Raw genomic sequence first — 8,589 nt, forward strand, 5'->3', positions numbered from 1 at the left:
TAAAGTAAAACCCCCCACCTTGATTGTATACAGAGTTTCCCTGAACTCCCCCCAAGCCAGACGAACCAGGGTGCCTGTTAATTTGTCCATAGCCAGAATTTACCGTGGTACTAGGAACTCCATCTAAATACAAAGTCAAATTTCCATTGTTATAGGTAACTGCGATATGATACCAAGCATTAGCACTTGGTAGCGTAAAGGTGGATGGAGAACTTGAATTAAAATCCTCATGCACCAAACACTCTAAGGTGTTATTAATCAATCGAAGTCCAACTCCATTAACCCTACCTCCTTCTTCAAAAATCACTTGTTCCGAAATTGAAATAGAAGATGGATTCACCCACAAAGAATAAGTGAAATTTGTCACAGGGTCTATCAAAAAAGACCCATCACTGTATTGGACTAAGTAATCGGTACTAAAATCAATAGAATGAGAACCTGTAACGCTATTTGTTGAATAAACGGGAATACTTGAGTTTTGCTGATCATGATCCTCTCCTGAAAAATCATCCAAAGTATTATCAAAAGTATAATAACCATCATAGCCTGATATCAATGCGCAGGAATTTTCCACCTCATCCAAAATCCCATCATTATCATCATCTAAATCTGCTCCATCAATTACGGTGTCTCCATCAGTATCAATATCAGCCGTAATAGCCATCATCGAACTTTCTAAGCCAGCTGTAGTATAAAATTCAATATAATTAATTTCTTCATTACCTTGTGCTAGGTAATCTAAGAAACTCCACTTTGGAGGAATCTCCTGTTTAAAGTTATTTGCAGCAAAACTCGCTATGCAAAAAAAGAATACAATAGCAAATGCTATAGGTGGTTTTAAATCTTTCAACATATCTCAAACTTTTCTGGGTAGGATAATGACTAAAGATACGAAAACGCAAACTACCGAACAACAGTACTTTATACATGTAAACAAAAAAAAAGGTTGAATCTGTATCAATGATACAAATTCAACCTTAAAATATAAAAATGTGTTTGCTTATTGAATTGCTTCAATAATAGCGATAAAATCAGTAGCTTGCAATGCAGCTCCACCAATCAATCCTCCATCAACATCCGCTTTAGAGAAAATCTCTTTTGCGTTTCCTGGCTTACAAGAACCTCCATAAAGGATAGAAACTTCTTCTGCTAAAGTTGCATCATATTTATCTGCAACGATTTTTCTGATAAATGCATGCATTTCTTGAGCTTGATCCGCTGAAGCAGTTTCACCTGTTCCAATGGCCCATACTGGCTCGTATGCTAATACGATATTCTTCCATGCTGAAGCTTCTAATGCGAACAATGCATTCGAGATTTGAGATTCTACAACAGCAAAATGATTTCCTGATTTACGATCTTCTAAAACTTCACCAAAACAAAAAATTACTTCTAAGTTATTTGCTAATGCAGCGTTCACTTTTTCTGCCAACAATGCATCCGATTCTCCAAAATACTCTCTTCTTTCAGAGTGACCTAAAATCACAGATTCTAAACCAATAGAAGTAAGCATCTCTCCAGAGATCTCTCCTGTAAATGCCCCACTTTTAGCCTGGTGCATATTTTGAGCAGCAACCTCTACAACTGAACCTTCAGTTGCTTGCTTTACAGCAGTCAAGTTTACAAATGTTGGAGCAACAACAACTCTTGTATTGTTTAATGTTTTTCCTTTTAATCCTTCTACCAATCCATTAGCTAAGGCATTTGACGCTGCTAAGTCGTTGTTCATTTTCCAGTTTCCTGCTACAATTTTACTTCTCATTTTATTTAATTTAATCGTTCAATTATACGTTTTTAGCTTTTTATAGCTTTTTCTATTTTTTTATCTGATGCCTTTGTGGCTTTATGTAATTTAATCCTACCCGATTCATCAACGACCATATATCTTGGTATCCAATCCAAATCGATAGAATTGTTAAAATCACTTTTCCAACCTGCCGGAATAAAATAATGTTCCCCTAGTACGTTGTATTTTTCTATTCCTTTTTTCCAGGAAGTATAATCTTTATCTACGGACAAAAACAAAAAGACGGCATCTCCATACTCCTTTTGTAACTCTTTAACTTTTGGCATCCCTCCAATACAATCACTGCACCAAGAAGCCCAAACATCTATAACAACACGTTTTCCCTTGTACTTAGAAATAACTTCCGCAAAAAGTATTTGCTCTCCATTAACATCGATCATCTCTTCAGCCAAAGCTTCCTTTGAAAACTTGGTTTTATCCTGTGCTTTTCCACAAGAAGCGGCAAGCAATAAAAGAAAAAAAGCTATGTTTTGTAAAAATTTCATTTTTATTTTGTTCGATTTAGTTTCTCATTTTTTTGGTCTTAAATCGATGCACAAACTTACAGTTAAATACTAAGATAAAAAAGATTCCATCTTTCTAATACTTAAACGTTTTCGATGTACATTAACCTAACCCAATCTTATTTTCGGATCTAACCAACTATAAATTAAGTCTACCAAAATATTTATCAAAATAAACAAACTCGCAATCACCAATACAGCTCCCATAATCACGGGTTGGTCCAAGGTATTTAAGGCCTCAACAATTTCCTTTCCTAATCCGTTCCAATTAAAAATATATTCAACGAATACTGCTCCTGCCAGCATAGAAGCAAACCAACCAGATATGGCAGTCACAACAGGATTCATTGCATTTTTAAAAGCATGGTTTTTCACAATTTGAAATTGAGACAATCCTTTGGCTTTCGCCGTTCTTATATAATCTTGATTCAGCACTTCCAATAAAGAATTTCGCATCAATTGAATCACTACAGCCAGAGGACGAATTCCTAAAACAATGGCCGGCAATATTAAATTTTTCAATCGAAGTACACTTCCTTCTCCAAAATCATCTACTTCAAACAAACTCCCAGTCATGTTTAGATTTGTATACTCTTTCAAAACAAATCCAAAAAGCCAGGCAAAAATTATGGCTGACAAAAAAGAAGGTAAACTCATTCCTAAAGTACTCACAACAGCTATGAATTTATCAAAAAACGTATCCTTCCACAAAGCTGAAAAAATGCCAAAAAGCACTCCAATAACCAATGCAATCCCGATCGATGCCGTTGCCAAAACAGCAGTATTCGGAAGTGTTTCTGAGATAATTTCACTCACAGGCTTCCCGTTTTTTTGAAAAGATTTTCTTAAATATGGAGCTTTTAAAACAATTTGAAAATCATCAAATGGAACCTCAAAAAAAATGCTGTATTTATCATCCTCTATAAATGAAAAATCATCTGATGTATTACTATGAAAAGACACTACTGAGATATCGTTTAAATAATAAAAATACTGAGTAATCAAAGGTTTATCGAATCCATATTTTTTTTTCACCATTGCCAACTGCTCACTATCTTGCCGTTGATCTAACATCATTCTCGCGGGATCCCCAGGTAATACATTAAACAGTAAAAAAACAACCGTTGCTACCCCATACAAGGTAAAAACACCATAGCCTAATTTCTGTAAAATATTTTGAACCATCCTCTTTAAAAAAGTTACACAAATGTAATAAAATTAATCAGCTTGTGCTTTTTAAAAACCATCCGTTTTTCTTCTTTTAAGATTCCTAGAACTTCCAATAATATATACTCTTTTTAAGTATCTTTGTTTTTTTTAATTCTACATGGAAAACACACAAGAGCACATAGAAGTTTTGGGGGCTAGAACCCATAATCTTAAAAATATTGATGTAAAAATACCTAGAGAAAAACTAGTGGTCATCACGGGTTTGAGTGGTAGCGGAAAATCTTCCTTGGCTTTTGACACCATTTATGCAGAGGGACAAAGAAGATATGTAGAAACTTTTTCTGCTTATGCTCGTCAATTTCTTGGCGGCTTAGAAAGGCCAGATGTTGATAAAATCGATGGACTTTCTCCGGTTATTTCTATTGAGCAAAAAACCACAAATAAAAATCCGAGATCAACCGTTGGTACCATCACTGAAATCTATGATTTCTTGCGTTTATTATTTGCGAGAGCCGCCGATGCATATTCTTATGAAACGCAAGAAAAAATGGTGAGTTACACCAATGAACAAATCATTGATTTAATTTTAAAAGATTACGATACTAAAAAAACAATCATTCTTGCTCCTGTTGTCAAATCAAGAAAGGGACATTACAGAGATCTTTTTGAACAAATCTCGAAACAAGGTTTTGTAAAAGTTCGCGTAGATGGAGAAATAAAAGATATTGAAAAAGGAATGCGTCTAGACCGCTACAAAACACATGATATAGAAATTGTAGTGGACAGGCTGGTTGTCAATAAAGACAACACCAAGCGTCTGGAAGAAAGTATTAAAACAGCTTTGTATGCAGGTGAAAATATTTTAATGGTTATTGAGCATCAAGGAGAAACTCCAAGATACTTTAGTAAAAATTTAATGTGTCCAACTACCGGAATAGCCTATCCTAATCCTGAACCTAACTCATTTTCTTTCAATTCTCCGAAAGGAGCTTGTAACACTTGTAATGGACTTGGAGTTGTCAAACACACTACTTTTGAAAAATTAGTTCCAGATACAAGTATTTCTATTGCTGCAGGTGGTTTTGCGCCCTTAGGAGAACAAAAAAACAGTTGGATATTCAAACAACTACAATTGATAGCGGATCGATTTAGTTTTAAGTTAACCGATCCAATAAATAAAATTCCCAAAGAAGCGCTTGAAATTATTTTAAACGGCGGCAAAGAAAAATTTGAAATTAATTCTAAATCCCTTGGAGTAACTCGTAAGTACGAGATTGATTTTGAGGGGATCAATGCCTTTATTACAGATCAATATCACAATAGCGAATCTACTTCTATCAAACGATGGGCTAAAGGCTTTATGGATGAGAGCAAGTGCTCTACCTGCAACGGAAATAGATTGAAAAAAGAATCCTTACATTTTAAAGTGGCAGGTAAAAACATTTCTGAACTTGCTCAAATGGATGTTGGAGAATTGGCAGAATGGTTTTCTCAATTGGAACCTAAATTAAGTTCAGATCAAAAAATAATTGGAGTTGAAATCATCAAAGAAATTCGTACTCGTATTCAGTTTTTACTAGATGTAGGATTAGAGTATTTGACCATAGATAGAACCTCTAAATCCCTCTCAGGTGGTGAAGCGCAACGAATTAGACTTGCAACACAAATAGGATCTCAACTGGTTGGTGTATTGTATATTTTGGATGAACCAAGTATCGGTTTGCACCAAAGAGATAATGAAAGACTTATCAATTCATTGATCAAATTAAGAGATATAGGAAATTCAGTACTGGTAGTTGAACATGACCAAGATATGATGCAGTGCGCAGATTACGTGCTTGATATTGGTCCTGGTGCAGGTAGACATGGAGGAGAAATTGTAAGCAAAGGAACTTACAAGGAAATGATTCAAGAAAGCACACTAACGGCTGATTACCTTACTAAAAGAAAGCAAATTAAAGTTCCAACATCCAGAAGAAAAGGGAATGGAAATGAACTTGTATTGAAAGGAGCTTCCGGAAACAACTTAAAAAATGTTTCCGCTACTTTTCCTTTAGGTAAAATGATCTGTGTAACCGGTGTTTCCGGAAGCGGAAAGTCCACTTTAATCAATGGGACTTTATACCCTATTTTAAATAAACACATTTACAGAGGGGTCAAGGAGCCAATGCCTTATAAATCAATTAAAGGCCTGGAACATATTGATAAAATAATCGACATCGATCAATCTCCTATCGGAAGAACTCCAAGATCAAATCCAGCAACCTATACAGGAGTTTTCAGTGAAATCCGCAGCCTTTTTGCCAAAACCCCAGAATCAATGATTCGAGGATATAAAGCAGGTAGATTTTCTTTTAATGTTAAAGGAGGAAGATGTGAAACCTGTCAAGGAGGCGGACTAAAAGTTATTGAAATGAACTTTTTACCTGATGTTTTTGTAGAATGCGAAACTTGTCATGGTAAAAGATTCAACAGAGAAACATTAGAAATCAGATACAAGGGAAAATCAATTTCTGATGTTTTAAACATGACCATAAACGAAGCCGTTGTTTTTTTTGATTCCATTCCTAAAATCTATAAAAAAATCAAGACTATTCAAGATGTAGGACTGGGATATATCACACTAGGTCAACAATCTACGACTCTTTCGGGTGGTGAAGCACAACGAATAAAATTGGCTTCAGAACTTGCTAAAAAAGATACAGGAAATACATTCTATATCCTAGACGAACCAACAACAGGGCTACATTTTGAAGACATCAATGTATTGATGAATGTACTTAATAAACTAACGGATAAAGGGAATACTGTGTTGATTATAGAGCACAATATGGATGTCATTAAATTAGCCGATCATATTATCGATGTTGGTCTAGAAGGAGGTCGTAATGGAGGGACTATTTTATGCAAAGGAACTCCTGAAGAAATCATAAAAAACAAAAAAAGTTATACCGCAAAATTTTTAAAGAAAGAACTCTTGCAATCTTAGTTTAAAAGCTGTATCATTAGCTCTACAAATCACTAATCATCTACGACTTTACCTAAAGTATTATAGATGACAGTATATCAAATAGAAACATATGAGCCCGAACGAAGATAGAAAAATAAGAGATCGATTTACCCCAAAAACTTGGAATGAAATAAAAACAAATGATTCTTGGGCCATTTTTAAAGTAATGGCTGAATTTGTTGATGGATATGAACGCTTAAGTCGCATCGGACCGTCTGTAAGTATCTTTGGATCTGCTAGAACCAAACCTGATCATAAACACTACATTTTAGCTGAAGAAATTGGATACAAACTAACACAAAACGGTTATGGAGTCATTACCGGAGGTGGACCTGGAATCATGGAAGCTGGTAACAAAGGTGCACACAGAGGAAACGGAACTTCCGTTGGTTTGAACATTGAACTTCCCTTTGAACAAAATGACAATCCTTTTATTAGTAAAGGGATGAGCCTTGATTTTGATTATTTCTTTGTCAGAAAGGTAATGTTTGTGAAATACTCTCAAGGGTTTATTGTGATGCCAGGAGGAATGGGTACTTTAGATGAATTATTTGAAGCTATTACCTTGATTCAAACAAAAAAAATAGGCCGTTTTCCTATTATATTAGTTGATTCTGGTTTTTGGAGCGGAATTATAGATTGGATAAAAAAGGTATTGCTTGAAGAAAATGCAACAATTAGTAAAGAAGATTTGAATTTATTTAGAATAGTAGATTCTGCAGATGAAGCGATAGAGCATCTTAATAAATTCTATGCTAAATATAGTTTAAAACCAAACTTTTAATAGAGAAAGAGACTGTGAAAAAAATAGTACCGTTTTTTATTTTTTTAGCAGTTACCCTATCTGTTGGATATGCACAAAACTCAAAGATTGAAATCAAAGCTTTATTGCTTCCTGAAGTCGATCAATTGGCTATCCAACAGAAAATAACCTATGTCAATAAAAGTGGAAAAACCCTCAACAACTTAGTACTTCATAATTGGCCTAATAGTTTTATTGATAGAAATACGATTCTAACAAAACGGATGTTAGCAAATTTTAAAAAGTCATTATACTTTGCGGATTCTATAGAAAGAGGTAACTCCGAAATTAGACGGCTTTCGATAAATTTTAAACCTGCTACATACCAAAACTACAATCACTCTCGAGAAATTGTTGAAGTTATCCTTGAGGAAGAATTGCAACCAAATGACTCTTTAATATTAACAGCCAATTATAAGGTTAAAATCCCTAGCAATAGATTTACAGGTTACGGAAAAGATTATCTAAACGATTATATTTTACGTTACTGGTATCTGGTTCCCGCGGTAAATGAAAATGGAGAATGGAAAGCATATAACAACAAAGATGTAGACCATATGTATATGGAAGTCATGGATTATGATTTAAAGTTGCATGTCCCTATTCCTTATCATATAAACACAGATTTATATAGCTCTAAAACTTATTCAAAAAATCTTGCTATCTATAACCTCAAAGGAAAAAACAGGGTAGATATTCAATTAAACATCACCAAAGAAAAAAGCTACCCAGTTTACAAAACTGACCATATTACGGTAATCTCAAATATAGATGATAAAAAATTACCTGCTACCCTCAAAAAAAGTGTAATCAATAGGGAAATCGCGTTTATTGAAAAACACCTCGGTAAATTCCCACATAAAAAAATCATGGTTGATAGAGAGTCAGCCTTTAAAAACAGAGCTTATGGCTTGGATGTACCAAAATTCTTAAGTGACTTCTCTGATGTTTTTAAATGGGATATAGAATTTTTTAAAGCCTTAAGCAGAAAAATGGTAGAGGAAATGGTCATCGTCAATAAAAATGAAGATTACTGGTTACCAGAAGGAATTGAGATTTATTTATTGATGGAATATTGTAAAGAATTTTACCCTGAAGCAAAAATATTAGGAAACCTTTCTGACATATGGGGAATTCGAACATTAAATTTAACCAAAATGGACTTCAACTCCAAATATCCATTTATGTATCAATTTAGTGCTCGTAAAAATTTAGACCAATCGCTGACTACACGTATTGACTCTCTTTCCAATTTCAATAGAAAAACAATCAATAGCTACAAAGCTGGACTTGGGCT

The 8,589-nt window shown here is 34.3% G+C and carries 6 protein-coding genes and 1 pseudogene; 3 read left to right on the forward strand and 4 right to left on the reverse strand.

The annotated features are described in order from the left end of the window. From P8H68_RS10845 to P8H68_RS10860, 4 genes are all read right to left on the reverse strand, one after another. Nucleotides 1-853 (reverse strand): LamG domain-containing protein (locus P8H68_RS10845; protein ID WP_300324818.1); only part of this gene is annotated, 853 nt, incomplete at its 3' end. A 147-nt stretch (nucleotides 854-1,000) separates the two neighbouring features. Beyond that, nucleotides 1,001-1,762, reverse strand: coding sequence for a triose-phosphate isomerase (gene tpiA / locus P8H68_RS10850; protein WP_300324821.1), 762 nt, complete (start codon nucleotides 1,760-1,762; stop codon nucleotides 1,001-1,003). Between the two features lie 32 nt (nucleotides 1,763-1,794). Then, nucleotides 1,795-2,292: a TlpA disulfide reductase family protein gene (locus tag P8H68_RS10855; RefSeq protein WP_300324824.1), complete on the reverse strand. Its 498-nt coding sequence runs from the start codon at nucleotides 2,290-2,292 to the stop codon at nucleotides 1,795-1,797. A 126-nt stretch (nucleotides 2,293-2,418) separates the two neighbouring features. Continuing rightward, nucleotides 2,419-3,495, reverse strand: coding sequence for an ABC transporter permease (locus P8H68_RS10860; protein WP_300324827.1), 1,077 nt, complete (start codon nucleotides 3,493-3,495; stop codon nucleotides 2,419-2,421). A gap of 142 nt (nucleotides 3,496-3,637) precedes the next feature. Between P8H68_RS10860 and uvrA the strand changes: the two genes are divergently transcribed. From uvrA to P8H68_RS10875, 3 genes and pseudogenes are all read left to right on the forward strand, one after another. Then, nucleotides 3,638-6,469 (forward strand): excinuclease ABC subunit UvrA, encoded by a 2,832-nt coding sequence (gene uvrA / locus P8H68_RS10865; RefSeq protein WP_300324830.1) that lies wholly within the window; start codon nucleotides 3,638-3,640, stop codon nucleotides 6,467-6,469. A 91-nt stretch (nucleotides 6,470-6,560) separates the two neighbouring features. Beyond that, nucleotides 6,561-7,274: a TIGR00730 family Rossman fold protein gene (locus P8H68_RS10870; protein ID WP_300324832.1), complete on the forward strand. Its 714-nt coding sequence runs from the start codon at nucleotides 6,561-6,563 to the stop codon at nucleotides 7,272-7,274. 14 nt (nucleotides 7,275-7,288) lie between these two features. Then, nucleotides 7,289-8,589: pseudogene (locus P8H68_RS10875) on the forward strand (aminopeptidase); the annotation flags it as partial.

The sequence above is a fragment of the Flavicella sp. genome (assembly GCF_029238425.1).
Classification (GTDB): domain Bacteria; phylum Bacteroidota; class Bacteroidia; order Flavobacteriales; family Flavobacteriaceae; genus Flavicella.

Coding starts and splice junctions, on each gene's coding strand:
- P8H68_RS10860 (WP_300324827.1), bottom strand. CDS start 3,495: ATGGTTCAAAATATTTTACAGAAATTAGGCTATGGTGTTTTTACCTTG.
- P8H68_RS10870 (WP_300324832.1), top strand. CDS start 6,561: ATGAGCCCGAACGAAGATAGAAAAATAAGAGATCGATTTACCCCAAAA.
- uvrA (WP_300324830.1), top strand. CDS start 3,638: ATGGAAAACACACAAGAGCACATAGAAGTTTTGGGGGCTAGAACCCAT.
- tpiA (WP_300324821.1), bottom strand. CDS start 1,762: ATGAGAAGTAAAATTGTAGCAGGAAACTGGAAAATGAACAACGACTTA.
- P8H68_RS10855 (WP_300324824.1), bottom strand. CDS start 2,292: ATGAAATTTTTACAAAACATAGCTTTTTTTCTTTTATTGCTTGCCGCT.